The organism is Catenuloplanes japonicus, from assembly GCF_000717135.1.
Classification (GTDB): Bacteria; Actinomycetota; Actinomycetes; order Mycobacteriales; family Micromonosporaceae; genus Catenuloplanes; species Catenuloplanes japonicus.
In genome coordinates this window covers 25,603-51,443 of sequence record NZ_JNXY01000024.1, presented here as the reverse complement: position 1 = coordinate 51,443, position 25,841 = coordinate 25,603, and the positions used below count along the sequence as shown (strand labels likewise).

Below are 25,841 nucleotides of genomic sequence, written 5' to 3'. Positions count from 1 at the left end.
GTACATCCTGGACTCTGTTCTGACGCACATGATCCTGCTCGGCCACCCCTCTGACGTCATCGAGCCGTCGGAACTGCACGACCGCTGCCGTGTCCTGGCCGAGCGGCTGCTCGCTGACGGTAGGCCTGCGGTTTTCCGCAATCGGGACTCATAAATCGGACACGGGGGTTCCCTGCGTCAAGGTTGGTGGTTCTATGGCCGTATCGGTATGGGGGAGGGTGACGATGGCTGGTCAAACGGCCCGGACGGCACCGCTGCCGGTTGGTGCGGCGGTGCCGTCCCTGGCTCGCTGGGGAGTGACCCAGGACGCGGATCTTGTTTATAGGACGGTTGTCACGTTCGGGGCGCGGCCGGCGCCGGCGCTCGTCTCCGAGCTGGGGTTGTCCGCCCGGCGGGTGCATGCCGCGCTGGCCGAGCTGCATGAGGCCGGGGCTGTCACCGCCGGGAGCCGGCGGCGTGCGGGGCGCGCGCCGGCCTGGACGGCCGTGCCTCCCGGCGAGGTGGTCGAGCGGCTCCGTGCGCGCCGGATGCGGGTTGTCGACCGGGAGACGCAGAGCCGGTCGCACCGGCGGGCGGTGGAGTTCGCGACCGGCGGGCGGGTCCGGCCGTGCGCGGGGGAGCAGCTCGGCGACGGGGTGCACTACCTGGACTCGCGGGACGCCGCCCGCGACCGGCTGGCCGCCCTGAACGCGGTGGAGCGGCATGAGCAGCTCGCCATCAACACCGAGCAGTCCTTCGAGGTGTCGTCGGCCCGTGCGGCGGCACCGCTCGACCGGTCACTGATGGCCCGGAAGATCCAGCTGCGGGTGCTCAACCTGCCGCCCGGCGACGGTGATCTCCAGGTCCACCCGTTCCTGATGAACACGCCGCACTGCACGTACCGGGAGGCGGCCGTTCTGCCCTTGAAGCTCATCGTCGTGGACCGGCGGGTGGCGCTCTTCCCCGCCGACCCGGACGACATCGAGCGCGGCTATCTGGAAGTCAGCCATCCCGCGATGGTTCGTTCGCTGGTCACGCTCTTCGAGCAGCGCTGGGACTCGGCGGTCGATCCACGGAGGTGCGGCATGCCCGGCATCGTGCTGTCCGAGCGGGAGCGAGCCCTGATCAACCTGCTCGCCGAGGGGCACACCGACGCGAGTGCGGCCGCTCAGCTGCGGCTGAGTGCCCGCTCGGTGACCACCATCATGCGCGGTCTGATGGACCGGGTGGGTGTCGAGAACCGCTTCCAGCTCGGGCTGGCGCTCGGCGCCGTCCGCGCCGCGTCCCGGCCGGCCGGGACAGAGAGTCCCGAGACCGAGGAGGCGTCATGAAGCCGTTCCACCGGTTGCTCACCTCGGTCGTCGCGGCGCTGACCGTCGCTGCCGCCACGCCGGCATTGGCTTCGGCGCCCCGGCCGACGCCGGTGGTGTTCACGCCCCGGCCGGTGCCGACGACACCGCTGCCGGTGATACCGACGCAGTCCGCACCGGCTCTGCCCCGGCCCGTCCCGACGATGCCCGTCCCGCCGGACCCGGCCTGTCTGCCGGTCGAGTTCAGCGAGTACGGCATCGCCGCGTCGCCGATCCAGTACACGTTCGCGGTGAGCGGCACGGTGCGGGCCTGCGCCCCTGTGGCCGTCGGCGCCTCCTGGACCATCGCCACGTTCCGGACCGGGGGCCCCGGCGCGGCGTACGGGCCGAGGTCGTTCCTCTCCCTCGCCGGGCCGCAGGTCACGTTCACGTTCGAGGGCGGGGGTGGACTCGATACCTGGGCCGTCTGTGTGGTCAAGAATCTCCGCCCGGCCCCGGAACAACCAGATCTGCGGGTCGCCGACCCGATGGGCTGCTTCGGGCCCGGCGAGGTGGACGGCGTCCTGACCGCGGTACCGGTACCCGTTGACGACCCGCGGTTCGCCGGTGCCTTGCTGGCACCGCCCGTGGATCTTTCCCGGCCGGTCTGCGGCAGCTGCCTCGTGGACGTCAGACCCATCCCCACGCCCTGACACCGCCTCCGAACGCACCGCGCACGCCCTCTCGCGGGGGTGGTGATGCGCCGTGCCCGCATGCCCGGAATTCCGAACCCACGATCGGAGAGGAACGACCATGCACCGACGAACCAGAGTGACCTCGGGGATCAGCGGACTCCTGATGGCCCTCGCCCTGGCGATCACCGTGCCGGCCGGCGCGGCCACCGCTCAGCAGGCAGGCCCGGACGCGTCCGTCGCCCGCCCGCCGGCCGGCGTCGTGCAGTCGCGCGCCGCCGCGGCGGCCACGAAGAACAAGGTCCTGGTGGGCCAGAACGGCAACCTCAGCATCATCACACCGCAGGGCGACCTGCTCATGTACTACCACCACGGCTGGATCGACGGCTCCGCCAACTTCAGCCCGGGTTACGACCACGGCGACGGCTGGAACGCGTTCGTCAAGGTGATCAGCGTCGGTGTGAACGACTCGTACGACAACATGTACCTGGCCATCGCGTCGAACGGGAACATGTACGGCTACTACTGGAAGCACAACGAGCAGCGTTGGGTGAACCCGGCCGGCACGCTGGTCGGCCAGGGCTGGCAGGGCACCCAGAAGCTGATTTCCGGCGGCAACTACGGTTACGAGACCCAGGTCTACCGCATCACCGACGGCGGCCAGTTGTACTACTACCACTTCTCCGGGGTGCCGGGCGAGGGTGGCGGTTTCACGGAGAGCGGGCTGATCGGCACTGCCGGCTGGGGCGGCTTCCTGTACGCCACGGCGTCGCAGGACCACTTCTACGGGGTCCAGTCCAACGGGGACGTGCTGTTCTACAAGTACAACTGGGCGCAGGACCGGTGGGACAACCAGGGCGTCGGCCAGGTCATCCATCGGAACTGGACCGGCGGTAGCTGCGGGTTCCAGACCGTACAGGCCGGCGGCTACTACGGGAACGGTGACGTCATCTACGGCGTCGACGGAAGCGGGCGGCTGCGCTGGTTGCGGCACAGCATCATCTCGGGCGGCCACTACTGGTACCCGTCGGACTCCTGCGGCTTCATCGTCGGCAGCGGCTGGATGTGAGCGGGCCGGCGGCGGGGCGGACAGTCCGCCCCGCCGCGGTCGAAGGCGTCGACGGTGTAGGTGAGGGCGAAAGATTGTCGGCGGTCATGCGAGCCGCGGCGGAGAGTCTCCCCGCCACCGCCGGCCGGTCAGCAGACCTGGAGGAACCAGATCGGGCGCCAGTCGACGTCCTTCTGCAGTCCCGGCTCCACCCAGCTGTAGCGCTCGCGACTCTGGTCCAGCAACCAGACTGTCGCCTTGCCGGTCTGCTTGTTGGTGATGGTTCCGGCGTCGATGAAGTTGCTCAGGTTGCGTTCCACGCAGTAGTAGAGCTCGTAGATCGTATGCATGCCGTCGCCCTGGCCGGCGGCGACGCAGACGTACTGCGGCGCGCAGTGCGACAGCATGTAGGCCCGGTCGGCCGAGCTGACGTCCCGGTGCACCCGCTCCTTGGGCCCGGCCAGCTGAAGGTTCGGCGTCCAGCCCGCGGCCGCGAATCCGGCGCCCTGCGGCTCGGCCGCACGGGCGGTCGCCGGCGTGAACATGGAGAGCATCGCGAACAGCACCGCGACCGCCGCGATCAGCGTCAGCGCCCCGTTCCGCGGAACCCGTGTCGTCGTGGCGTCACGCACCATGTCGTGTCCCCTCGTGAAATCGGCGGCATCCCGGTCCCGCACCCGCCGCGGGCTCGTGCCGCGTTCGCGACCAGCATCACCCCGCGTGCCGGCCCGCTCCATCCTTTCGGCGAAGCCCTAAAACCCCAGTTCAAAAGCCATCACCGGGTACGGACGTGACGCCCCGACACGTCGGTCGATGCCGGGCGCGGCAGCGCTCCGCCTCGTTGCCCGCGCGATCGGCGAGTCCGCGTCGCGCGCGAGCACGGCCGGCACTTCCGGTCCGAGGCGCGTTTCTCACGTCGCCGTCGATGCGACTGGGTCGAGAAGGGCCTGCCACTCTGCCTGATCGGCGACTCCGGCACCGGCAAATCCCACCTGCTCATCGCCCTGGGCACCACGGTTGCGATGGCCGGCCACCGCGTTCGCTACGTCCTGGCCACCGAACTCGTCGACGAACTGGTCGAAGCCGCCGACGAGAAGATGCTCGCCAAACCATCGCCCGCGATGAGCGAGCGTCGGGTGGCCGACCGGTGAGGTTGTCTTGTAGCCGGCCGTAGTCGCGACAGGGGCGCAAGGTTTCTCATCGCGGCCACGCTCGCGTCAGGTTGTCGCGCAACTGCGCCAGTGCAGCGTCTCCCAGTTGCTCCCTGAGAACTCCTTCCAGGTCACGTAGAACCCCGGACGCGATGTCCCGCCGCTGACGGCCGGCGTCGGTCAGGGCGATGAGGGTGCTGCGCGGGAACCCCGGCCCCGGCGTGCTGATCAACAGGCCTTCGCCGAGAAGCTGGGTGACAGCGCGGTGCATCGTCTGGCGGGCGACGCCGGCTCGCCGGGCGAGTTCAGCGATGCTCAGCGGTGTGTCGTGCTCCAGGTGGGCGAGCACGGCTGCGTGGGCCGGGGTGATGGGATCGACTCCCTCGGCTTCCAGCCGCTCCAGTAGCTGGTCGGTGAACCACCGGACACCGCGCTGCAGAAATGCAAGCAGTGGCAGGTTCGCATCCGCGTGTTCTCCGGCGCTCATAGCTCGCGGTCCTCTCGGTCATCGGATAGCCTCCTGTGTCAGCATTGCTGACACAGGAGGAGGTGGGGCTCGCGATGACAAACTATGACGTCGACGTCCTCATGGTGGGCGCCGGCCCGGTCGGACTCACCGCGGCGTTGCAGCTGGCCCGGTGGGATGTCTCGGTCCGCCTCATCGATGTCGCGGCCGGTCCGGCCGCGACCAGCCGCGCGCTGGGCACACACGCCCGGAGCCTGGAGATCTACGATCAGCTCGGTATCCTCGGCGACATCGCGCCGCACGGCACCAGGGTCAACGCGTTCATCCGCCATCAGGGCGAGCGCACCGCCCGGGTCGACTTCGAGTACGGCGAGCTGCTGACCCGGTTCCCGTACATGTTCAACATCGACCAGGTGATCACCGAACGCGTGCTTCGCGGACATGCCGCCGCGGCCGGGGTCAAGCCGGAGTGGAACGTCGGGCTGGAGTCGTTCCAGCAGGACGGCGAGGTCGTCACCGCCACCGTGCGCCGCGGCGACGGTGAGGGACACGAGACCGTGCGGGCGCGCTATCTCTGGGGCTGTGACGGCGGGCATTCGACCGTCCGCAAGATTCTGCAACTTCCGCTGGCCGGCGAAGCCGCGCACACCTGGCTGATCGCCGACGCGGTGGTGCACACCGATCTGGATCGCGACGGCGTGCACTGGCTGTTCCCCGGCGGCGGTGCGCTGATGATGTTCCCGTTCCCGGAGCCGGGCAAGTGGCGACTGCTGGACACGACCGGCGAAGGCGAACCCGAGCAGGCCGGGCAGATCGCCAGACAGTTCAGCACCAAGCTGTCGCGGGCCCTGGGCCGCGACACCACCGCCGACAACCCCACCTGGGCTTCGAAGTTCACCATTCAGCAGCGCGCGGTACCCGTGATGCACGTCGGACGGTGCTTCGTTTCGGGCGACGCCGCCCACGTCCATTCGCCGGCGTCCGGGCAGGGCCTCAACACCGGCATCCAGGACGCCTGCAACTTGGCCTGGAAACTGGCGATGGTCATCCACGGTCAGGCCGACGCCACACTGCTCGACACCTACGACGCCGAACGCGTTCCCATCGGGCAGGCCCTGCTCGCCTCCACCGGCGAGGTCATGGACACGGCCATGGTCGACACCGGCAGCCAGGACACGCACGACGCCGATCACGGCTTCATGCGCCAGCTCATCCGGAACATGTCGGGTCTGACCATCGGCTACCCCGACAGCCCGCTGACCGTGCCCGGCGACGAGGCGGCCGAAGGTCCACGACCGGGTCAACGGCTTACCCAGATCTCCGCCGCTGACGCTCAATCACCCGGCTGGACGGCGCTGCGCGCGCTGCTGCGGGCCCCGGCCTGGCACCTGCTCGTCTTCGCCGCGGACCGGCACGCCACCGGCCAGGACCAGGCCGGCTCGACGGCGGCGACGCTACCGGCCTGGCTGGAGCGGCTGACCGTCAGTCAGAGCCGGCCGGACACGGACGAGCACGGCGTGTGGGATGTCGACGGCCGGGTCCACGACACGCTGGCCGCGACCGACGGGGACTGGATCCTCGTCCGCCCCGACGGCTACATCAGCGCTCGCGGCGCTGGGGACACCCGCCTTCGTGCCGCCCTTGACCGGTTGACCATCCAGCCGGAAGCGATGCTCTCGGGCGCACTCACGGGACGGAGCACATCCTGACCGCACCGAAACCTCCGATCGACTGGGGCCGGTGGGGCGACGCCGACCAGCCGGGCACCCTGAACCTGATCGACGACGCGGCCCGGGAACGGGCCGCCGCCGAGGGTCCTGACCGATGGTGACGGGTGGCTGGTCGGGGCGTCCTTCACGCCGCTGGAACGACGTGAAGGACGCCCCGATCTTGAGACTGACCGCCGAGGTGAACGCTGGCGGCCGCCGCGGTAGTTGGCGACACAGCCGCGCATTCCCGGCCGCGCGCATCGGTGCGGATGACTGTGGAAGTGGCCGGGGAGTCGTGGCCCACTGGGGTTTTCGGTGACCAGCGGCGGAACCGGCTCCTCGCGACGAGCGGAGCGCCAGCGGAGCCCGACGCGAGGTTTGCCCGCGGGAGCAGCGCTGCCGGGCCACGCCGGAAGCGGGAAAGCAGGCTTTTGATCTGGGTTTGTCGTCTCCTGCGTGTTGCGAAGGCCGGCGGCGAGGTGCGGATCAGGCTGTCGCGCGAGCGGGCTCTTGATCTGGGTTTGTCGTCTCCTGCATGTTGCGAAGGCCGGCGGCGAGGTGCGGATCAGGCTGTCGCGCGAGCGGGCTCGGGGTCTGGGGTCGTCCCCCGGGGAGGTTCAAGCGCCCGCGGGAGCATGCGGGCCGGACCACGCTGGACGCGGGAAGACGGGTGGGAATGTGCACCGGATTTGAGGTGCGAGGCGGGCTATGTGCCGGGGCGGTTGCCGGTGGGGATGGTGATGGGGGTGTAGGTGGGGGAGGTGCCGTTGTTGAGGAAGAGCATGGCGAGGGCGCGGACGAAACGGTCGAAGGTGGAGAAGCCCTCCGGGATGATCGGGGAGAGGCCCTCGCGGAAGGCGACGTAGGCGGGCCAGCCGAGTTCGATGACGCCGCGGGAGACGAGGTCGCGGCGGAGGCCGAGCCAGTCGCCGATGCGGTCGGTGAGGACGTAGCGGACGAACTCGTTGAGGAAGCCGCGGGTGACGCCGAGGTCGATCTGGGCGGTGAGGCCGAGCAGGATCTCGGCCAGGTCGATGCCCTCGGGGGTGGGGGCGAGCAGTGGTGACAGCGCGTAGGCGGACTGCTGGTCGGCGGCGGCCCAGGTGGCGGGGATGAAGTCGTCGCGCACGCCGAGCAGGTGCAGCGCGACCTGCCATTGGTGCAGGTAGGCGGCTTCCTCGGCGGCGGACATGCGGATGCCCCAGGCCTTGAGCTTGCTGTGCACGAACGTGCCGAGGCTGTGGAACGTGATCAGGATGTCGCCGTTGCTGATCGGGATGAAGTCCTGGTCGTCGGTGACCGCGCGCCATCTGGCGGACTGCGGGAGCAGGTGCCGGACGGCGGCGTGGGTCAGGCGGGTCTTGTGGGACGTGACGACGAAGCTGCCGCTGGGCTGGAACGCGTCGAGTGCGGACAGGTCGTAGCCGTAGGTGAACGTCTTGGCGGCGCGGGCCTGCATGTCGGCCCCGCCCTCGGACCAGTAGACGTTGCGGGCCTCGCGCGGGATGACCGTGCTCATGATGCCGCTGCCGAGGCCGTAGAGGAGGAACAGGTACATCCCCATGCGCTTGTTGAACTGGGCGGCCCTGTTCAGCTTTGCCTGGTCGGCCCAGGACGGCAGCGTGTTGACCTGCTGCAGATAGGCGGTGAGGTCGGCGGGGAACGCGGCGGGCAGCGGGTCGCCGTTGCGGACCCAGGACTCCATCGCGGTGTTCACGGCCGGGATCTGGCCGCGGGTCAGGAGCCCGGCGACGAGCGGGTCGGTGGCGTCGTCCCAGACGCCCCACGGGTCGGTGGCCGCGTCGGTGCCGGCGATCGAGCCGGCGGACGACCACGCCCAGGCGGTGGAGGGGGCGGCGACGCCGGCCAGGCCCAGTGCGGCGCCGAGGGTCAGAATGCGTCGTCTGTGGAGATTTTGCATTCGCTTACCTGCTTTCCGGAGGACCGGAGATCGTTTCTGGCGACGGGGACACGAGTTCCCGCGCATGTGATTTTTCATTAACATAGCGGGCCCCGATGCCATCGGCAAGCCTGGATATGCCCTGATGGTGCGCCGCCCGGTGGAGGGCGGCGCACCACATGAGACCTACCGGTTGGTGATGACGACGTTGTCGAACGACGCCGACGTGTTGTAGACGCGCACGCCGGACTTGCCGGAGGTGAACGAGCCGTCCGTCACCGTGATCCTCGGGGTGGTCAGGTCGTCGACGAAGACGGTGATCGTGGTGCCGGAGGTCTGGACTCGCAGGTGGTGGCGAGTGCCCGGGGTGATCGGCACATTGGCGAGACCGAGCTGGGTCCAGTTGTTGTCCGCCTTGCCGAGCACGACCTGGCCGCGCGGCGTGATGCCGGCGTAGTAGCCGCGGTACGCGTCCACGCCCACGGCCGGTGAGCCGGCCCGGAACACCAGGCCGGCGTCGCCGGGGCCGGAGCCGATCGTGACGTCCACGTCGTAGACCGCGTTGACGTGGTTGTCGTCCAGCAGGGCTTTTCCGCCGAAGCTCGACGAAGCGGCGAAAGACCCGCCGGTCGGCGTCCAGGTGCCGCCGTAGGTCTTCCAGCCGAACGCGTTGCCGTCCGCGAAGTTGTCCTTGACCAGCATGGTGACCTTCGCGATGGTGCCGTCCGCGTTGAAGGTCATCCGGTCGTACGCCAGCTCGCGCGAGTTACCGTCCGTCTCGCTGAGCGGCCGGCGGTGGTAGAAGATGTACCAGATGTCCGTGCCGGGGATGTTGAGCACCGAGTTGTGCCCGGCGCCGCGGGCCACGGCCGAGTCCTGCGTCAGCACGCTGCCGACGCGGTTGAACGGGCCGGTGGGGGCGTCCGCGATCGCGTACGCGACCGAGTAGTTCGGACCGGTCCAGCCGCCCTCGGACCACATCAGGTAGTACTTGCCGTTGCGCTTGAACATCTGCGGGCCCTCGGTGTACCCGCTCGGCGTGATCTCCTTGAACGTGCTGCCGTCCGGGAACGTACCCAGGCTGGTCATGTCGCTGTTGACCTTCGCGACGTTGGCGTGGCCCCAGCCGCCGTAGTAGATGTACGCCTGGCCGTCGTCGTCGATGAACACGTCCTGGTCGATCGGCTGCGCGCCGTTGACGAACTGCGGGATGAGCGGCGCGCCGATCGCGTCCCGGTACGGCCCCTCCGGCGCGTCCGCCACGGCCACGCCGATGCCGCCGAGCTCGTTGTTGCTCTGGATGTCGTTCGCGCCGAAGTACAGGTAGTAGCGGCCGTTGCGGGTGATCGGCGCGGGCGCCCACACGGCGCGGCGCGCCCAGGAGACGTTCGCGGTGGTCAGCACGTTCGGGTGCTTCGTCCAGTTGACCAGGTCGGTGGTGGAGAACGCGTCGAGGTAGGTCTGCTGGTCGTACGGGCGGGAGGAGGTCGGGAACACGTAGAAGCGGTTGTTGTAGATCGCCACGTCCGGGTCGGCGTACCACCCGCTGACGAACGGGTTCCCGGCCTCGCTGGTGGTGTAGACGGGCGGGGCCGGCACGCTCACCGCGGTGACGACGAGCACGCCGGCGAGCACCTTCGCTCCAAGTATCGACATTGCACGATATTTGCCCGCGTTCCCGGCTGCGTCAAGCGTTCCCGAGTCCTGCGAGGAATCGATTGATGATCGTGGCCACCTCGGGCAGCGCGCTCTCCAGCAGGAAGTGGCCGCCGTCCAGCAGGTGGATCTCCGCGTCCGGCAGGTCGTGCGCGAACGCGCGGGCGCCGTCCGGCCCGAAGATCTCGTCGCCGCGGCCCCAGACCGCCAGCAACGGCACCCGCGTGGCGCGGAAGTACGCGTGCAGGCGCGGGTAGAGCGGCGGGTTCGTGGCGTAGTCGGCGAACAGCTGCAGCTGCGCCACGTCGTTGCCCGGCCGCGAGACGAGCGCATGGTCGTGCCGCCAGACCGTCGGGTCGATCAGCGTCTCGTCGGGCGTGCCGGTGACGTACTGCCAGCGGATCGCGTCCAGCGTCAGCGCGGCGCGCACACCCGCCTCGGTGTCCGCGTTCCACTCCCGGTGGAACGCGCGGACCGGCTCCCAGAACGCGGGCACGAAGCCGGCCTCGTAGGCGTTGCCGTTCTGCGTGATGATCGCGGTGATCGCGTCCGGCCGGCGCAGCGCCAGCCGCCACCCGATCGGCGCGCCGTAGTCCTGCACGTAGATCGCGTATTTCGTGACGCCGAGCTGTTCGAGCAGCCCTTCGGTGAGCGCGGTCAGCGCGTCGAACGTGTAGTCGACGTCGGTCGGCGCGTCCGACAGCCCGAACCCGAGATGGTCCGGCGCGATCACGTGGTGGTCCTCGGCGAGCAGCGGAATCAGCCCGCGGAACATGTGCGAGCTGGTCGGGAAGCCGTGCAGCAGCACCACCGTGGGCCGGTCCGGATTCCCGGCCTCCCGGTAGAACAGGCGCCTGCCGTCGACGGTCGCGTACCGGTGGTGCGTCATTGTCTAACCTCCATGAGTGCTCAAGACGGTTAGATGCAATCAGGCGGTCGTGTAACCTGTCAAGCGGACCAAGGGGGTTAGAAGATGTCGGCGTTTCTCGTGGCCCTGCTCAACAGCACGCCCGTCGTGGCCGGCGTGCCCACCGACGAGCTCGACGCGGACTGGATCGCGGCCCACCGCCCCGGCGCCACCGTCGACGACTGGCCACTGCTGCGCGAGGCCCGCACGCTGCTGCAATCCGTCGTGCGCGGCGCGCTGCCCGCGGAGGCGCTGACCCCGCTGCTGGCCGGCGTGCACTCCCGCCCGTCCGCCTCCGCCGACGGCGTCACCTGGACCGTCGACGCCACCGGCAGCCGCGCGCTGGTCGTCGACGCGGTCCTGGCCTGGTCCGGCCTGCACCGCGACCAGCCCGGCCGGCTGCGCGCCTGCGCCAACGACGAGTGCGCCCGCTTCCTGCTCGACGCCAGCCGCGCCAACAACGCCCGCTGGTGCTCGATGGCGCTGTGCGGCAACAAGTTGAAGGCGCGCCGCCACTACCGGCGCACCAGGGCGGCGGACTGAAAAGCATTCAAGGCCTGCGGGGGTACGCCCGTGAGCGCGCGATCGACGGACGGCTTCACTGCGCTTTCGGCGTCGAGGCCCGCCTCGCACAGCGGGCACCCCGTGCCCGAGATTTCGCGAAACAGCCACCCTGATGGAGGTAGCCACGTCCTGGCACCGAAAGCTCAGCACGTGCCGGGACGAGGCCGGCTGCAGTGACGCCAGGCGGGCACTTACCTAGCTGTGATCACGATCCCGGTCCGGAGTCCGCGCCGGCGAGCTCGTCCTCGACGAACGCGGTCCCGGCGAGCGTGATCACCGGGACGGCCGCCACCAGCGCGACGGCGAGCAGGATGCCCGGCAGCGCTGCCGTGCGTCCCGCCCACAGTGGAAGGGGGCGGCGCTCGGGCATCCCGCGAGTCTAGGCGGGTCGCAGGATCTGCTCGGTGGCGGCCAGCGCGGTGTCGAAATGGACCTGGTCCCGCCGGATCTTGGCCATCACGCTGGCGCCCATCCACAGGTCGTACAGCATCCGGGCCGTCGCGCCGGCGTCGTCGACCGGCCGCACCGAGCCCTCCTCGACCCCGGCGCCGATCGCGCGCTCCAGCCGGTCGATGATCTCGGCCGTGCCGGCTTCGAGGGACAGTCGCATGGGCTCGGACAGGTCGGCCACCTCGGCGCCCAGCTTGACGGCGAGGCACTTGCCCTGGCAGTCGTTGTAGCTCTGGTTGTCGTACCAGCCGGCCCAGTAGTTCATCAGGCGCTGCGCGACGGTCAGCCCGGCCTCGGCCAGGATGGCGTCCATCTCCGCCAGATACTCGGCGAAGTACTCGTCCAGCATCGCGCGCCCGAACGCGTCCTTCGACGCGAAGAAGTGGTAGAACGACCCCTTCGGCACCCCGGCGTCGCCGAGCACCTCGTTGATGCCCACGGCCGCATAGCCCTTGCTGGCGATGATGCGCCGCGCACTGTCGAGGATCCGGTGACGAGTGTCTTCCCCGACGCGTGGCATGGGCGTGAGCCTACCCGTTCAGTAGACCAGTCGTCTATCCGCGGGCGCGGCGTGCGACCTCCACGAATCCTTCCTTCAGGCGCCGATCGGCGCCCGGGTCGAACGCGAGCGACACCGGGCTGGGTGGCGCGTTGTCGAGCGGGACGAATCGCGCGGACGGATGGGCGCTGTGGCGCATCACGGCCTCCGGGGTGATGCCGATCCCGCGCTCCACCCACTCGCCGCTGTCGTGCTGCGGCGGGGTTGCCCGCACCGCGTTGGCGACACCGTCGCGCCTGTTCGCCGGGCTGATCGCTACCCATCGAATGGCGGGCTCGCCGTGGATCTCCGCCTCGCCGAGGAATTGTTCGATGCCGTGGCGGCGGCGAAGCGCGCCGATGGCGAACTGCCGGGTGAGGCAACGCATGCGGGGAGCGTAGTGCGCGCGGCTATCGATCAACTTGCCGGCGCGATGTGGTTCCGCGACAGGCCGAAGCCGGCGCGGCCGTGTGCCTGATCCCTGCCGCCTGGAAGCGCGGCAGGGACGCGTGTGAGGCGGCCCGGAAACTCCGGACCGCCTCACACGCGTCCCATCCGACGACAGCGGCCGGGCCGTCGGGCCCGGCCGCGTGGGAATGATCAGGCGGCGGCGCGCTCGCCCAGCACGGTGAGGAGCAGGTCGGCGGCCTCGGCGGACGAGGCCGGGTTCTGGCCGGTGATCAGCAGGCCGTCGCGGACCACGTAGGAGCCCCAGTCCGGCCCCTTGGAGTAGTCGCCGCCCGAAGCCTTCAGCTCGTCCTCGACCAGGAACGGCACGACGTCGGTCAGGCCGACGCCGTCCTCCTCGGTGTTGGTGAAGCCGGTGACCGGGCGGCCCTGGACCAGCGGGGTGCCGTCCTCGTTGGTCACGTGCCGCAGCACGCCGGGCGCGTGGCAGACCAGCGCGACCGGCCGGCCCGCCCGCAGCGTGGTCTCGATCAGGCGGATCGAGTCGGGGTCCTCGGCCAGGTCCCACAGCGGGCCGTGGCCGCCCGGGTAGAAGACCGCGTCGTAGTCGGCGGGGTCGACCGTGCTCAGCACCAGCGTCGAGTCCAGCGCGGCCGAGGCCCGCGGGTCCGCCTCGAAGCGGCGGGTGTCGTCGGTCTGGGAGCCCGGTTCGTTGCTCTTCGGGTCCAGCGGCGGGCGGCCGCCCTTCGGTGACGCGAGCGTCACGGTAACGCCGGCCTGGGTGAGCCGGTAGTACGGCGCCGCGAGCTCCTCCAGCCAGAAGCCGGTCTTGCGGCCGGTGTTGCCGAGCTCGTCGTGCGAGGTGAGAACCAGTAGAACGTTCATGACAGCGCCTCTCGTCCGTGTGGCCGGTCCCGGCCACGACCTCACGCTAGACGACTGGTCTACTAGAAAGCAAGCGGGGATCCGTACCCCGGAAAGGGTGTGGGTCCGAGGCTCATCAAAACCTCACGATCGGTGCGCGATGCTGCTCCCACAGCCGCAAGCGAAGGGGAAGACGATGACGGAGCAGTTCGTGGACATCACGGCAGACGCGCCGGCCACGCGATGGTTCGCGGGCCCGCCCGGGTGGATCTTCGGGGCGCTGGTGGCGGCGAACGTGGCGCTGACCGTCGTGGCGTACGCCGGGCCAGGGCGATTCCTGGTGCCCTGGCTGGTGTGCGCGGCCGGGTGGATCGCGCTCGGACTGTCCGCCGTCGCGCGGATCGGCCTGGCCGTGGCACAACGCGGCCGGCGCGGCGCGGTCGGGATGCGCTGGCTGCTGGTCGGCGCGGTCGTCGCCGGGACCGCGGGCGCGGTGTTCACCGGCGTGCCGGTGCGCGCCGGCCTGCAACTGGCGAAGCCGGACATGATGCGGTACGCCGCGGGCGCGGACACCCCGGCACGCGTCGGGCCGTACCCGGTGGAGCGGGCGGAACGGCTCCCCGGCGGCGGCGCCCGGTTCATGATCGCGGGCACCGGCTTCCTGGACGGCTCCGGGTTCGCCTACGCCCCGGACGGCGTGCCGCCGCGGATCGGCGAGGATACCTATCGGCAGCTGAGCGACGGCTGGTACCTCTGGACCGAGAGCTGGTGACCGGTGCGTGTGCTGCTCCTCGAGGACGACCGCGACCTCGCCGCCGGGGTGGCGTCCGCGCTGCGCCGGTCTGGCCTGGCCGTGGACTCCGTCGGCACGCTGGCCGCCGCCGACGAGTCGCTGAGCGTCAACACCTACGACGCCGCCGTCCTGGACCGGATGGTGCCCGACGGCGACGCGCTCGACCTGCTGCGCCGCCTGCGGTCCGAGGGCTGCGCCGTACCGGTGCTGTTCCTGACGGCTCGTGACCTGGTGGACGACCGCGTCGACGGCTTCACCGCCGGCGGCGACGACTACCTGGTCAAACCGTTCGCCATGCCGGAGCTGGTGGTCCGCGTCCGCAGCCTGTGCCGCCGGTCAGGAACGGTGCGCCCGCCGACGCTGGCCGTCGGCGACCTGCGCATCGACACCGCCCGCCACGAGGTCACCCGGGCGGGCGTGCTGCTCCGGCTCACGCCCAAGGAGTTCGCCGTTCTCGAACAATTAGCAGCCCACGAGGGTACGGCCGTGCGCCGCGCAGACCTGATCGAGAGCTGCTGGGACGAGATGGCCGACCCGGCCTCCAACGTCGTCGACGTCGTCATCACCCAGCTGCGCCGCAAACTCGGCGACCCACCCGTGCTGCACACCGTCCGCGGCATCGGCTACCAGCTGCGGGCCGCCGGATGAACCCGATCCCGATGCCCGCCGACCGCGCGCTGCGACGGCTGCGCTGGCTGCTGACCACCTGGTTCACGCTGGTCCTGGCCGTCGGCGTGGTGGTCCTGGTCGCCGCGGTCGCGGCCACGACCCGCAGCCACGCCACCTACGGCCGCGCCGACACCGACCTGGCCGCGCTGCTCGGCCTGCTCGGCGTGGCCGCGCTCGCCGTGTTCGCGCCCGCGACCTGGGTGCTGCTCGGCTTCCTGCTGGAGCCGGTCACCCGCTCGCTGGCCGTGCAGGAGTCGTTCCTGGGCACGGCCGCCCACGACCTGCGCACGCCGCTGGCCACGCTCGGCGCGCTCCTGGACACCGCACGCCACGACCCGGCCGCGATCGCGCGCGCCGCCCGGCTGGTGGCCCGCAGCGGTGACACGGTCGAGGATCTGCTGCTCCGGGCACGGCTGGCGTCCGGGACGCTGGCGGTCACGCCGCGCCCGACCCGCCTGGACCAGGTCGCGGAGGCGGTGCTGACGGACCTGACCGGCACGGACCCGGAGGTGACCGAGGACGGTGACGGCGTCGTCGTACGACTGGACGGTCACGTGATCGCGCTGCACGCGTCCCCGGTGATCGCCCGGATCGACGCGGCGCTGGTCGAGCGCGCGATCGCGAACCTGGTCCACAACGCGCTGCGGCACGGCCACGCACCCGGCGAGACCGCACGGATCACGGTGACGGTACGGGCCGAGGACGGGCGCGCGGCGGTGACGGTCGCGGACGAAGGGCCCGGGTTCCGGCCGGGGGAGCGGCAGGCCCGGCTGGGACTGAGCGTGGTGCGGTGGGTGGCGCGGTCGCACGGCGGCGCGTTGCTGCTGGGCACGGGGCCGCAGCCGGGAACCCGGTTGCGCCTCGTTCTCCCGGCCGACTTGAATCGGCGGACCGGACGATAGGCCGGCCCGGCACCGACGGACTGTCACGCCTGCGAGGCGTCGCCCGGACGGGTCAGGAAACAACGAGCATGGGTGACACATGAACGAACTCCGGCCCGCGGTCGCGGTCACCGGCCACCGCGGTCTCGGCCACGCCCGTGACTGGGTGTCCGCCGAGCTGACCCTGCTCTGCCGCCGCCTGCGCGACCAGCACGGCACCACGACCGGCCTGTCCGGCATGGCCCAGGGCGCGGACACGCTCTGGGCCGAGGCCGTCCTCGCCGCCGGCCTCGACCTGTGGGCCGTGATCCCCTACGAGGCCCAGGCCGACCGCTGGCCCGACGCGGACCGCGCCCGCTGGCAGCGCCTGCGCGACAGCGCCACCCGCACGCTGGTCGCGGCCGGCCCGCCGGCCACCCGCGGCGAGTCCGCCGAGGCGATGTTCCGCCGCAACGACATGCTGGTCGACCACTCGTCCGCGCTGGTCTGCGTGTGGGACGGCCGCCGGTCCGGCGGCACCTGGCGCACGGTCCGCTACGCCGCCGACCTCGGCCGCCCCATCATCCGCCTGCATCCCGTCACCCGGAGCGTGACCGACCTCGGCCTGGACGACCCTGCGCTGGCATCGCCTTCCGGAGATGCCCCGCGCCGCTCGCCGTAGTCGTGGGCGTCGATCTACGCGTCCAGGCGGCCCGCCGGCTCCGGCCGGTGGATGCCGCGCGGGCGGTAACCGAGCGCCGGGGCCAGACCGGCCAGGTCCGCGAGGAGCCAGACGATCGCCAGCCACATCTCGGTACCCTGCAGGCCGGGCGTGTCCGCGTACGGCCGGAACCCGAACCCGGCACCGTCCGTCCACCCCCGCAGCGCGTCGCGCAGCAGCCGGCCGGCGACCTCGGACACCTCGGCCGCGCGGTGCCCGGTGTGCCGGGTCAGCCACAGCGGATGCGCGACGTCCAGCACGTTGCAGGCGTTCTGCCGCTCCGGCGCGAAGAACCGGGCGTCCCGGACGTGCTCCAGCACGGTGTCGACCACCCGCTCCGGGGCCGGCAGCGGCGTTCCGAACTGCGCGAACGTACCCCGTGATGCCCGGTAGAAGCCGTTGACGACCTCCAGCAGGCCGGTGTTCCGGGCGCCCGCGCCCCACATGCCGGTCCGCGGATCGGCGTGCAGATGCAGCCAGCCGAACAGCGCCTCGGTCACGCCGTCCCGCGGCGCCGCGCCCTTGCGCAGGTTCCAGTGCAGCGCGGTGCCGAGCGTGTCCACGGTCGCGCCGCCGTGCCAGGCCCGGCCGTCCCACGGCAGCGCGCGCAGCCGTGCGACGATCTCCTGCGGCGTGAGGTCGTTCAGCGCGGTGACCGGTGCCGGGAACTCGCTGCCCAGCAGGTCAAGGGCATACCCCACACACAGCACGTGGTACGCGGACGCGCCTTCGAACAGATCCGTCCCGCTCGTGCCCAGCTCCGGCACCAGGCCGGTTTTCCCGTCCTGCCAGCCCCGCAGCCGCCGGACCTGCTCCTCGGCCGGCAGTTGGTCCGGTGCACGCCCCAGCAGCAGATCCGCGATCTCGACGGCGTCGCACTGCGCGCGCACGGTGGCCGGCACGCCCGGCCGGTCGCTGAACAGCCGTTGCGCAGTGTTCCAGGACCGGTCCAGGATCGCGGCGGCCTGTTCCCGCGCGCGATCCTCGAACGCGGTCAGCGAGTCCGCGAGGTCGCCGCCGGACCGAGTCTGCCGCGGGCCGGCGGCGTGGGTTCGGCGGGAGTCGCCGGCCGGGCGGCCGTCGATCGGAGCAAGGGGCGGGCCACCGATGCGGTCCGGCTGCGGCACCTCGGACTCGGTCCGGGTCTGCTGGGGGACGCGCCACTTCAGCACCCGGGCCGGATTGCCGCCGACGACCGCGCCGGCCGGCACGTCCTTGGTGACCACCGCGCCCGCCGCGACCACCGCCCGGTCGCCGACCGTGACCCCGTCCAGGATCACGACGTGCGAGCCGATCCAGACGTCGTCACCGACCGTGATACCGTGGGAGAACGTCGGCTGCCGGAACACCTCCACGTCCGGATCCGCGAACGTGTGGTTGAACGCGAGGATCGACGTGTGCGCGCCGATGCGTACCCCGTCCCCGAGCCGGATCTCGCCACGCACCACCGCATACGCGTTGATCGTGCAGTCCCGGCCCGCCTCCAGCGTCCCCGACGTGTACGCCCCCGCCGCGATGTAACTGCGGTCCCCGAGCACGAGCCGCGTGTTCTGCACCGACGCCAGCCGCGAGACGAAACAGTCCTCCCCGAACCGGAAGTCCCGCAACGCCGCGAGGTCACGCTGCAGCACGCGCTGCCCCGCCCTGGCCGCCTCGTCCGCGTCCCGCCAGAAGTGCCACGGCGAGTAGTCAAGCGTGTGCTGCTGAAACGGGTCTTCCGCTGCCACTGTCCTCCCGCCCCGGGTCCGTCGCGTCTGTGCCGGCCGAGTACATACGCCCACAACCGATCAAGGCAACGACCCGTTCACACCCGAACACATTCCCACCCGAGCGACGGTACGCGCCGCCCGTCGCGCGATCCTGCCCTCCCGGGTGCCGTCGGTGCAATCGCCATCGCACGTGCGGTGCCGTCCGCGGGTCCGGGTGCAGGCGGTAGATCCTTCGATCCCACGAGGTGCGGCGTCTTTCCGGCCGAGGCAGCAGTGCCGATGCAGGCTCGCGCCGGTCGATCAGCAGGGTTGCGGCTGCGCCGGCCGATCAGTTGCGGCAGCGGCGTTGCGCGGCGGCGAGATCCGGGTCCGTGTCCAGGTCCGGCGAGGCGAAGAACGTGCTGCCCCCGAACCCCCATCCCGGCTCGGTGCTCATCGTCTCGTCGACCCGCCACAGTCGCCGGCCGTCCGCACACCGGATGTACTGCGGTGTGCGGGAGGAGCCGTCGACCGCCGCGCACGCGGTCAGCGCCTCGGACCGGATGATGGTCCGGCCCGGCCGGAACACCTCCTGGCACGGCGTGAAGACTTGCGTGCCGAGCGACTCGGCCGGTGGGGAGGTGGTTGCGGCCGGGGTGCAGCCCGTGGTCAGTATGGCCAGGCCGGCCGCGAGCACGACGCCTGTCAGGCGCATGACCGCCCCCTCCGGTAGACGACGATGCCGAGCCGGTCGGTATCCCGGAGGATCCGCGCACGGTCGTCCAGGTCGAACGGATGCCGGAGGTCCTCGGGGCCGGTCAGCGGCATGACGACGACCTCCGCCGGCACGGGGTCGTGGCGGAGGTCTCGCAGCAGGTGGTGGCCGGCGAGCCCGGGAAGACCCGCCCCGGCCGGCGCCGTGCGGGCATCGGGGACGACCCGCGGCTCGTTTCCGATCCTGTTGACGGCGAACGTCTCCCGCCCGGCGATCTCGGTCGCCGGGTCTCCGTCCACGAGCAGCACGATCGCCTCGTCGTTCACCATCGCTCCTGACCGGAAGCGTGTTCATGTCCGCGTTGAGTGTATAGCAGCACGTATTTGGTTGCCCGATGCCACCGCGCCCGCGCGGTGGCATCGGATCCTGTCATGGATTTCGTCATGCGAGTGTGGTGATGATGTCATGGGGTCGCCAAATTCAGGTGTAGCGAGACACTCAATTAGCGTCGGTGATGCCACTGCTTCGGACGCGCCGGGGCACCGGCCTGCCCGACCGTGCATGACGTACCGGGACGACCGCGCTGATCGTTCGCTGGGACGCGGCGGCGGGATGCCACGATGTCGTGCCTGTGCCCCGGGCGGTGGGTGGAGCACCGGGGCCGGGTGATCCGGTATGGTTCCGGCAGGTGCGCCGGGAAGTCTGGTCGGCAGTCGATTCACCCTTCCTGCCGACCGGAGATCTCGGTGTTGCTGCTCGCTTTCGCCTGCGTCCTGCTGCTGGCGGTCCTGGTGTCCGCCCTTGCCGGGCGCACGATCCTGTCCACCGCGGTGCTGTTCCTGGCGGCCGGCTTCGTGCTCGGCCCAGGCGTGACCGGTGTGCTGGACGTCCACGCCGACTCGGAGATCGTCGGCACGCTGGCCGAACTGGCGCTGTTCGCCGTGCTGTTCACCGACGGGATGCGGGTCGGCTGGGCCGACCTGCGCGCGGCCTGGCGGCTGCCCGGCCGGGCGCTGGGCTGGGGGCTTCCGCTGACCCTGCTGGTCACCGCGCTGGCCGCGCACTACGTGGCCGGACTCGGTTGGGCGGAGTCGCTGCTGATCGGGGCGATCCTGGCCCCGACCGATCCCGTGTTCGCGTCCGCGCTGGTCGGTAACGACAAGGTGCCGGCCAGGCTGCGACACCTGCTCAATGTCGAGTCCGGCGTCAACGACGGGCTGGCCCTGCCATTCGTGATCGTCTTCCTGGCCGTGGCAGCCGGATCCGCTGACCTGCACCTCGGCGAACTCGCTCTGGAGGTGTCGCTGGGTCTGGTCATCGGCGTGCTGATCCCGCTGGGCGCCATCCTGCTGGAACGCAGCCGCTTCTTCTCCGCGTCCCCGGCCTACGAGCCGCTCAACGGGCTCGCGATCGGCCTGCTGGTGCTGGCGGTCGGGCAGGCGACACACGCCAACCTGTTCCTGGCCGCGTTCTCCGCCGGCATCACCGTGGCCACCTTCGGACCGCGCCAACGCGCCGCGTTCGAGCACTTCGGGGAGAACATCGCCGAGTTGTTCAAACTCGGTGCGCTGCTGGTGTTCGGCGCGTTGATCTCCCCGGCGTTCCTCGGCGAGATCTCCTGGACCGGCTGGGTCTTCGCCGTCCTGGCGATCTTCGTGGCGCGTCCGGTGGCGCTGTGGCTGTCGTTCCTACGGTCCGGCCTCGACCTGCGTGAGCAGGCAGCGGCGATGTGGTTCGGCCCGAAGGGCTTCGCCTCCGTCGTCTACGGGCTGATCGTGCTGGAGTCCGGCATCCTCGCGGCCGGCGAGATCTTCCATCTCGTCGCGGTCACCATCGTGCTGTCGATCCTGCTGCACTCCTCCACCGACGTGATCGTCGCCCGGTCCTTCGACGAACAGGCAGAGATCCCCGCCTGGTACGGCGCCGTTCGCCGCTCCGTGCGTGCAGCTCGCGCAGCCGGGCGCAGCCTGCCTGCCGACAAGGGCTCGGGATCGGACTGACGCGCGCGGCGAGCAGCGCTTGACGCAGACGGTCACGCATGCCGCTCGTACTCATCAGGCCGAAGCGTGGAGCCGGTGGACGGCGTGCACCGGCGACGATCACGTAGTTCGGTCGCTCGGCCGGTGATTCCCAGCGGCGGCGATCTTGTTCGCGTGGTGCCTTCGCATCGTCGCCGCTATGCCTTCCGCATCCACCGGAGAGCCCCCGCCACAGATGGACAAGATTTCGGGACTTCGATGTCCGTGCCGCGCGAGACCTCTGTCAGGCTGCGCGGTGCGGTCCTGTCTATCGCCGATCAGTCGATGCGGCGATGCGTTCCAGGGCGTCGGCGGCGGCAGTGGTGCCGTTCTCGGCGCGGACGCGTTGCCCGATCAGGTGCGCGTTGACGTGGTATGCCGGGTCGCTGATCGCGTCACGGACAGCGGTGGCGAGCCGGTCGGCGGTCAGGTCGCGGAGGCTGACCGGCGGCGGTGCGACACCGAGGTGGTGCATGCGGGCGGCCCAGAACGGCTGGTCGCCGACGAACGGGCAGATGATCTGCGGCCGGCCGGCGCGGGCGACGGCCGCGGTGGTGCCCGCGCCACCGTGATGCAGTACCGCGGCACAGCGGGGGAAGACGGTACGGTGGTCGACCTCGCCGGTGACGAAGAGATGCCGGTCCGCCGGGATGCGTGACAGCCCGCCGCCGGCTTCGGCGATGATGCCGCGTACGCCGGCCCGGTCGAGGGCTTCGACCACGACCCGGGTCAGCGCTGCCGGCTCCGGGCCGGCCATGCTGCCGAATCCGGCGAAGACCACCGGCTCGTCCCCGTGCAGTAGCGCGCGCATCCCCGCCGGAGGACTCTCGGCCTCGCCCGCCGGAGCGGGAGGAAACCAGTATCCGGTGACCTGCGCGGTGTCGGGCCAGTCGCTCGGACGAGGGATCACCGCGGGACTGAACGCGTGCAGCACCGGGGCAGGACCGCCGTCCGGGCGGCGGGTCGGGTCGTGGCGTCCGGGGCGGCGTGGCAGGCCGAGGTCGTGGCGCCACCGGTCGACGGTGCGACCGAACATCATGGCCGGAGCCTTCATGCCGGCGTACGTGGCACGGTGCAGGCCCGGCGGCAGCCACTCCGGGAACGACGCGCCGGGCCAGGCGAACTCGGCGGTCGGCACGTACATCGGCATCGGCAGTGCGAGAACGGCGGGCACCTGCAGCAGTTCCGCGACGTGCTGGCCGGCGATCACCTGTCCGTTGTGCACGACGAGGTCGGCGCCGGATGACGCCAGTCGCCGGCAGTCGTCGAGAACCTGGTGGAACATGCCCGGCAGCCGACGCATCAGGTCGATCTTCGCCCTGATGCCGCCGGTGGCGACGTCGCCGACGGCGGAGCCGTGGTCGAGCACACGCAGCGGCCCGTCGTCCAGCGGCGCGAAGGTCGTGCCGTGCGTGGCGGCGAGACCGGAGAATCGCTGCGGTGCCGCGACCACGGTGGTGTGGCCGCGCCGGTCGAGTTCGGTGGCGAGGGTGAGGAACGGCTGGATGTCGCCGCGGGTGCCGAGGGTCAGGATGAGGACTCGCACGGTGGTCTCCTCCGGTCAGCGCTGATCGACGTGCCGACCAGGCTTCCCGGCTCACCCCGGCCGAGCTTACGCCGTTTCACGGGCCGGGGACGGCCGCTGGTGCGCGCATCCAGCGCTGGCCGCGACCGAGGGCCGCGCCGAAGCCGATCAGGATCAGGTATCCGGGCGTGTCCGCGAGACCCGGGACGACGAGAACGGCGAGCACCACGGCACCCGCGGTGACGGCGAGGACCACGCGCCGGTCGGCGACGAGGGCGGCGTGCACACCGACGGCGACGGCGTTGAGTACGACCGGTGCGGCGAGGTCACCAGGTCCGAGCAGTAGGGCATCGACCAGGGCGACGGCGGCTACGAGAGCCATGCCGCGAGCCGTCGCCACCACGAGGCGTGACGCTGATGATCCGTGGGTGAGGGACATGTCTGCAGCCTTCGTCGAGGGGAGTGCCGTACGACGATCTCAGCGCGGAGACGACGTGAACGTCAGTGGGCGTGACGCCGTCTCCACGCGGATCTGGTTCTTCTTCACGGTTTCGTGACGCGGCCGGTCAACCGGCCAGATCCCGCCGCCGGTACGCGACCGCGCCGACGGCCGACAGGGCCACCGCGATCATGACCATGGCCCCGGTCGCCGTCCAATCGGCCGAGGCCAGCGGTACCGGGGCCAGGTGCGCGAACGGGGACAGGCCGACGACCCAGTCCGGTGCACCGATGCTGTCGGCGGTCACCTTCCACAGGAAGCCGCCCGTGGCGGGCAGCGCACCGGCGAGCGCGGTGAGCCGCGGTGCGGCACCGAGCGCGAGGACGGCCGCGCCGAGGCTGAGCGCGACGATCGGCAGCGTGTTGAAGGTGCCGGCCAGTGCGTCACCGAGCGGCAGACCGCCGCCGGTCGCGGCGACACCGGCCCAGGTCGCGGCGGCGGCGACGCTCACCAGCACCAGCGCGCCACCGGCGGTGACGCCGGCCTCGGCGCCGAGCAGCCGCAGCCGGGCGAGCGGGCCGGCGGCGATCAGCGTCAGGCGGCGGTCGGTCTCGGCCGCGGCGTACGCCGCCATCCGTACCGCGGCGAACGCCCCGACGGGGACCGCGAGCAGCGCGAAGATGGTCGCGGTGAAACCGGTGACCGTGTGCAGGCCGGCGAATCCGGCCTGCGCGGCGGTGTCCGCGAACACGGTGTTGTCGGCCAGGAACTCGGTCACCGATACGGCGGTCATGCCGATCAGCAGGAAGTAGGCCAGGATGCCCGCGGACCACGCCACCACCGGCGCGGCCGCCCGGCGGACCGCGAACGCCCCCACACCGGTCAGCCCCCACGGGCGCGGTGCCCTGCTGGTGGCGACGGCGACCAGTCCGCCGCCGACATCCCGCCGACCGGCTGCGGCGACCGCCGTGGCGGCGACCAGACCCGCCGCCGCCATGAGGATCAACACCGGCAGAAGAGCATTGTGATGGTACGGCGTGCTGAGCCCGATCAGACCGAACGGTGACAGCCAGCGCAGCCACCCGAGCCCGGTCATGCCGTCGCCGGCCATCCGGATCAGCAGACCGGCGCCGAGCACCGCGATCACCGTTCCGGTGGCCGGCGCGCGGGCCGGGAAGACCTGCGCGGCCAGCCCGGCGGCGGCGACGGCGAACAGCCCGAGCGCGGCCAGCCCGGCCCCGTGCACCAGCGCGCCCGTGCGGTCCGGGCCGCCCGCCACCCACAGCACGGCAGCCACGGCGGCGCCCGCTCCGGCCGGCACCGAGGCGATCACCGCCAGGTGGCGGGCGAGCGCGGCGCGGGGCGGGACCCGCCCGGCGAGCAGCACGTCCCAGCGGCCGGCATCCTCCTCGCCGCGGGTGACGCGGGTGGTGGCGAGCGCCGACCAGACGCCGATGATGACGGCGAGCACGGTGCCGATCCGCCAGACGGTGAAGCCGCCGGCGGTGTCGAGCGCGTACGGCGTGCCGAACAGCGTCCGGATCGCCGGGTTCGTGGCGATCGCGTCCAGGCTCGCGGCCGCGGCCGGGTCCGCCATGACGGAGGCGTAGGTGCCGGTGACCAGGGCCGGCATCCCGGCCGCGAGGCCCAGCACGATCAGCCCGCCGCGCCGGACCTGCCGGGTCGCCAGCCCGGTGACGGCCCGGCCGGGCGCGGGGTGCACGACCGGTGTCGCGGCGGTCATCGGCCCTGCTCCGCGCCGTAGTAGTCGAGGAACATCTCCTCCAGGCTCGGCTCCCGCACCGTGAACGCGGTCACCTCCGCGCCGGCGAGCGCCCGCAGCGCGGGCGCGGGCGGGCCGGTCAGCGCGAACCGCAGCCGCCCGTCCCCGCCGTCGGCCAGGCCGTCGATGCCGGGCACGGCGTCGAGCGCGGGAGCGGCACCGGTGTAGGCGACCGTCACCTCGGCCCGGTGCAGCGCACGCAGCTGCGGCACGGAGGCGACCTCGACGAGCCGGCCGGCACGCAGGATCCCGACCCGGTCGCACACCGCCTCGACCTCGGCCAGCTGATGGGAGCTGAGGAAGACGGTCTGCCCGCGATCGCGGGCCTCGCGCACGGCGGTGCGGAACTCGCGTTCCATCAGCGGGTCGAGTCCGCTGGTCGGCTCGTCCATGATCAGCAGCGGCGCCCGAGTCGCGAACGCCGCGACGAGTGCGATCTTCTGCCGGTTGCCGGTGGAGTACGTGCGGGCCGGCTTCGACGTGTCCAGCTCGAAGCGGCCGATCAGCTCGTCACGGTAGCCGAGGTCGGTGCCGGGCCCGGTGGCCGCCAGCAGGTGCAGGATCTCCGCGCCGGTCAGCCGGGGCCAGAGCGCCACATCCGCCGGTACGTACGCCAGGTGCCGATGCGCCCGTGCGGTGTCCGCGGCGTCCACGCCGGCGATCGAGGCGTGTCCGGCCGTCGGCCGGGCGAGGCCGAGCAGCATGCGGATGGTGGTGGACTTCCCGGCGCCGTTCGGGCCGAGGAAGCCGAACACCTCTCCGGCCGGCACGTCGAGCGTCAGGTCATCGACGGCGGTCAGCCGTCCGTACCGTTTGGTCAGGTGGTGTGTGCGCAGCACGAAGCCGGCCATCGCGGGAGTCCTTCCGGTCGCAGAACGGATCATGACCGCCGACCAGACTTCCCGGCACACCTGAGGCTGACCGTACTCCTGCCACCGTCGTACGGGAAGGCCGCGGCCTGTTCCGATCGGCTGCGGCTGCGGATCGTCCACGGCCATGCCGCACGGGC

Annotated in this window: 26 protein-coding genes and 1 pseudogene; 11 read left to right on the top strand and 16 right to left on the bottom strand. The window is 71.4% G+C overall.

Going from position 1 to position 25,841, the window contains the following annotated elements:
- Positions 1–272: 272 nt before the first annotated feature.
- From OP04_RS55890 to OP04_RS29365, 3 genes are all read left to right on the top strand, one after another.
- The gene (locus tag OP04_RS55890) at positions 273–1,310 is read left to right on the top strand and encodes a helix-turn-helix domain-containing protein (RefSeq protein WP_232323780.1); all 1,038 of its coding nucleotides are present in this window, start codon (positions 273–275) and stop codon (positions 1,308–1,310) included.
- Positions 1,307–1,981 (top strand): hypothetical protein, encoded by a 675-nt coding sequence (locus tag OP04_RS29370; protein WP_033343125.1) that lies wholly within the window; start codon positions 1,307–1,309, stop codon positions 1,979–1,981. The genes OP04_RS55890 and OP04_RS29370 overlap by 4 nt, the downstream gene beginning before the upstream one ends.
- A gap of 145 nt (positions 1,982–2,126) precedes the next feature.
- Complete coding sequence (locus tag OP04_RS29365) at positions 2,127–3,029, top strand: tachylectin-related carbohydrate-binding protein (RefSeq protein WP_157240530.1); 903 nt, start codon at positions 2,127–2,129, stop codon at positions 3,027–3,029.
- Between the two features lie 128 nt (positions 3,030–3,157).
- On the opposite strand, the gene OP04_RS29360 is transcribed toward OP04_RS29365, so the two are convergent.
- Complete coding sequence (locus tag OP04_RS29360) at positions 3,158–3,643, bottom strand: hypothetical protein (RefSeq protein ID WP_033343123.1); 486 nt, start codon at positions 3,641–3,643, stop codon at positions 3,158–3,160.
- A 297-nt stretch (positions 3,644–3,940) separates the two neighbouring features.
- Between OP04_RS29360 and OP04_RS52120 the strand changes: the two are divergent.
- Positions 3,941–4,159, top strand: a pseudogene (locus OP04_RS52120) (ATP-binding protein); the annotation flags it as partial.
- A 46-nt stretch (positions 4,160–4,205) separates the two neighbouring features.
- Here OP04_RS52120 and OP04_RS29355 read toward each other — a convergent pair.
- Entirely contained in the window at positions 4,206–4,646 is a 441-nt protein-coding gene (locus OP04_RS29355) for a MarR family winged helix-turn-helix transcriptional regulator (protein WP_033343122.1), read from the bottom strand.
- Between the two features lie 74 nt (positions 4,647–4,720).
- On the opposite strand from OP04_RS29355, the gene OP04_RS29350 reads away from it, so the two are divergent.
- Positions 4,721–6,334: an FAD-dependent monooxygenase gene (locus OP04_RS29350; RefSeq protein ID WP_051799361.1), complete on the top strand. Its 1,614-nt coding sequence runs from the start codon at positions 4,721–4,723 to the stop codon at positions 6,332–6,334.
- 706 nt (positions 6,335–7,040) lie between these two features.
- On the opposite strand, the gene OP04_RS29345 is transcribed toward OP04_RS29350, so the two are convergent.
- From OP04_RS29345 to OP04_RS29335, 3 genes are all read right to left on the bottom strand, one after another.
- Positions 7,041–8,255 (bottom strand): oxygenase MpaB family protein, encoded by a 1,215-nt coding sequence (locus tag OP04_RS29345; protein WP_033343121.1) that lies wholly within the window; start codon positions 8,253–8,255, stop codon positions 7,041–7,043.
- A gap of 165 nt (positions 8,256–8,420) precedes the next feature.
- Positions 8,421–9,890 carry a family 43 glycosylhydrolase gene (locus OP04_RS29340; protein WP_033343120.1) on the bottom strand — a complete coding sequence of 490 codons (1,470 nt, stop codon included), beginning with the start codon at positions 9,888–9,890 and terminating at the stop codon, positions 8,421–8,423.
- A gap of 31 nt (positions 9,891–9,921) precedes the next feature.
- Positions 9,922–10,779 carry an alpha/beta fold hydrolase gene (locus OP04_RS29335; protein ID WP_033343119.1) on the bottom strand — a complete coding sequence of 286 codons (858 nt, stop codon included), beginning with the start codon at positions 10,777–10,779 and terminating at the stop codon, positions 9,922–9,924.
- An 84-nt stretch (positions 10,780–10,863) separates the two neighbouring features.
- Between OP04_RS29335 and OP04_RS29330 the strand changes: the two genes are divergently transcribed.
- Positions 10,864–11,340, top strand: coding sequence for a CGNR zinc finger domain-containing protein (locus OP04_RS29330; protein ID WP_033343118.1), 477 nt, complete (start codon positions 10,864–10,866; stop codon positions 11,338–11,340).
- Positions 11,341–11,566: 226 nt separating this feature from the next.
- Here the strand turns inward: OP04_RS29330 and OP04_RS53715 are convergent, their stop codons facing one another.
- From OP04_RS53715 to OP04_RS29315, 4 genes are all read right to left on the bottom strand, one after another.
- Complete coding sequence (locus OP04_RS53715; protein WP_157240527.1) at positions 11,567–11,731, bottom strand: hypothetical protein; 165 nt, start codon at positions 11,729–11,731, stop codon at positions 11,567–11,569.
- A gap of 9 nt (positions 11,732–11,740) precedes the next feature.
- The gene (locus OP04_RS29325; protein WP_033343117.1) at positions 11,741–12,331 is read right to left on the bottom strand and encodes a TetR/AcrR family transcriptional regulator; all 591 of its coding nucleotides are present in this window, start codon (positions 12,329–12,331) and stop codon (positions 11,741–11,743) included.
- A gap of 34 nt (positions 12,332–12,365) precedes the next feature.
- Positions 12,366–12,737 (bottom strand): hypothetical protein, encoded by a 372-nt coding sequence (locus OP04_RS54865; protein WP_033343116.1) that lies wholly within the window; start codon positions 12,735–12,737, stop codon positions 12,366–12,368.
- Between the two features lie 212 nt (positions 12,738–12,949).
- A complete protein-coding gene (locus tag OP04_RS29315) occupies positions 12,950–13,642 on the bottom strand; it encodes a type 1 glutamine amidotransferase domain-containing protein (protein WP_033343115.1) in 693 nt (230 codons plus the stop codon).
- A 175-nt stretch (positions 13,643–13,817) separates the two neighbouring features.
- Here OP04_RS29315 and OP04_RS29310 point away from each other — a divergent pair, with 175 nt between their 5' ends.
- From OP04_RS29310 to OP04_RS29295, 4 genes are all read left to right on the top strand, one after another.
- On the top strand, positions 13,818–14,393 hold the full coding sequence (locus tag OP04_RS29310) for a hypothetical protein (RefSeq protein WP_157240525.1): 576 nt from the start codon (positions 13,818–13,820) through the stop codon (positions 14,391–14,393).
- Between the two features lie 3 nt (positions 14,394–14,396).
- The gene (locus tag OP04_RS29305; RefSeq protein ID WP_033343113.1) at positions 14,397–15,062 is read left to right on the top strand and encodes a winged helix-turn-helix domain-containing protein; all 666 of its coding nucleotides are present in this window, start codon (positions 14,397–14,399) and stop codon (positions 15,060–15,062) included.
- Positions 15,059–15,985: a sensor histidine kinase gene (locus OP04_RS29300; protein WP_157240523.1), complete on the top strand. Its 927-nt coding sequence runs from the start codon at positions 15,059–15,061 to the stop codon at positions 15,983–15,985. The genes OP04_RS29305 and OP04_RS29300 overlap by 4 nt, the downstream gene beginning before the upstream one ends.
- A gap of 79 nt (positions 15,986–16,064) precedes the next feature.
- Positions 16,065–16,625: a DNA-processing protein DprA gene (locus OP04_RS29295; RefSeq protein WP_051799308.1), complete on the top strand. Its 561-nt coding sequence runs from the start codon at positions 16,065–16,067 to the stop codon at positions 16,623–16,625.
- 14 nt (positions 16,626–16,639) lie between these two features.
- Here OP04_RS29295 and OP04_RS56550 read toward each other — a convergent pair whose 3' ends face one another.
- From OP04_RS56550 to OP04_RS29280, 3 genes are all read right to left on the bottom strand, one after another.
- Positions 16,640–18,391: an acyltransferase gene (locus tag OP04_RS56550; protein WP_033343112.1), complete on the bottom strand. Its 1,752-nt coding sequence runs from the start codon at positions 18,389–18,391 to the stop codon at positions 16,640–16,642.
- A gap of 310 nt (positions 18,392–18,701) precedes the next feature.
- On the bottom strand, positions 18,702–19,067 hold the full coding sequence (locus OP04_RS29285) for a hypothetical protein (protein WP_033343111.1): 366 nt from the start codon (positions 19,065–19,067) through the stop codon (positions 18,702–18,704).
- On the bottom strand, positions 19,058–19,396 hold the full coding sequence (locus OP04_RS29280; protein WP_033343110.1) for a hypothetical protein: 339 nt from the start codon (positions 19,394–19,396) through the stop codon (positions 19,058–19,060). Before OP04_RS29280 ends, OP04_RS29285 begins: the two co-directional genes overlap by 10 nt.
- Before the next feature lie 417 nt (positions 19,397–19,813).
- Here OP04_RS29280 and OP04_RS29275 point away from each other — a divergent pair, with 417 nt between their 5' ends.
- Positions 19,814–21,067, top strand: a complete 1,254-nt coding sequence (locus OP04_RS29275; protein ID WP_033343109.1) for a cation:proton antiporter — start codon at positions 19,814–19,816, stop codon at positions 21,065–21,067.
- A gap of 286 nt (positions 21,068–21,353) precedes the next feature.
- Here OP04_RS29275 and OP04_RS29270 read toward each other — a convergent pair whose 3' ends face one another.
- The 4 genes from OP04_RS29270 to OP04_RS29255 form a co-directional block, all read right to left on the bottom strand.
- Complete coding sequence (locus OP04_RS29270; RefSeq protein ID WP_033343108.1) at positions 21,354–22,631, bottom strand: glycosyltransferase; 1,278 nt, start codon at positions 22,629–22,631, stop codon at positions 21,354–21,356.
- 76 nt (positions 22,632–22,707) lie between these two features.
- Positions 22,708–22,992, bottom strand: a complete 285-nt coding sequence (locus OP04_RS29265) for a hypothetical protein (RefSeq protein ID WP_157240521.1) — start codon at positions 22,990–22,992, stop codon at positions 22,708–22,710.
- A 184-nt stretch (positions 22,993–23,176) separates the two neighbouring features.
- Positions 23,177–24,793: a hypothetical protein gene (locus OP04_RS29260; protein WP_033343106.1), complete on the bottom strand. Its 1,617-nt coding sequence runs from the start codon at positions 24,791–24,793 to the stop codon at positions 23,177–23,179.
- Positions 24,790–25,716, bottom strand: coding sequence for an ABC transporter ATP-binding protein (locus tag OP04_RS29255; protein WP_232323779.1), 927 nt, complete (start codon positions 25,714–25,716; stop codon positions 24,790–24,792). The genes OP04_RS29260 and OP04_RS29255 overlap by 4 nt, the downstream gene beginning before the upstream one ends.
- Between the last annotated feature and the right edge of the window lie 125 nt (positions 25,717–25,841).